Source organism: Bailinhaonella thermotolerans, from assembly GCF_003594875.1.
Taxonomy (GTDB): Bacteria; Actinomycetota; Actinomycetes; order Streptosporangiales; family Streptosporangiaceae; genus Bailinhaonella; species Bailinhaonella thermotolerans.
Genome location: NZ_QZEY01000054.1, coordinates 1 through 815, shown reverse-complemented (window position 1 = coordinate 815; position 815 = coordinate 1). Strand labels below are relative to the sequence as shown.

Annotated in this window: 2 pseudogenes; both read left to right on the top strand. The window is 71.9% G+C overall.

Annotated features, from left to right (window positions below):
* A pseudogene (locus tag D5H75_RS42570) lies at window positions 1-283 on the top strand (STM4015 family protein); the annotation flags it as partial.
* A pseudogene (locus tag D5H75_RS40710) lies at window positions 280-815 on the top strand (hypothetical protein); the annotation flags it as partial. The pseudogenes D5H75_RS42570 and D5H75_RS40710, both read left to right, overlap by 4 nt.

Here is an 815-nt window from a genome sequence, read left to right as displayed (position 1 = left end):
GATCGCGGCGGCGGTCGCGGCCGCGCCCGTGGTGTCCCGCCTGGAGACGCTGAGCCTGGGCCTCGGCGTCCTGGGCGACGCGGGCGCCGAGGCGTTGCTCGCCGGACAGCCCCTCACCCATCTGGCCCGCCTGGACCTGGCCCACCACTACCTGACCGAGCCGATGGAGGAGCGCGTACGGCGGGCCTTCGCCGCCTCCGGCACCGAGGTGAATCTGGCCGACCGGCAGGAACCCGACGACGACGGCGGCGAGTCCTGGCGCTACGTGGCGGTGGGCGAGTGAGCGGGACGGGCGGGGTCACGCCTGACCTCGGTGTTTATCACGGGCAGTACGCGGCGTTCTACGAGTCGTACGCGGGGTTGCCCATCGAGCAGTTCTGGGAGACGGCGGAGGGGGACGAACTCCCGGACGCCGCCGCGGTGGCCTGGCAGTTGTTCGCCAACGAGCACTACCACGACGAGGAGTTCTCCGAGCAGTTCCGGCGGTTCCTCGACAGCGTGGACGTGCGGCGGGTTCGCGCGGTCCTCGTTCAGGAGTGGAACTTCGACACCTCCTCCGACATCGTGGTGGAGCTGTTCACCGCGCACGCGGCGGAGTTCCCGGAGCTGCGGGCGATCTTCCTCGCCCCGGAGAGCGCCGGCGACCAGATCTCGTGGATCCAGCACGGGGACGTGACCCCGCTGCTGGAGGCGTTCCCGAAGCTGGAACGGCTGGACGTGCGCGGCAACGGGCCGCACCGGGAGGACCCGCGGGGGCTGCGGCTGCGGCCCGTACGGCATGACGCCCTGCGGATGCTCCGCTTCGAGTCGGGCGG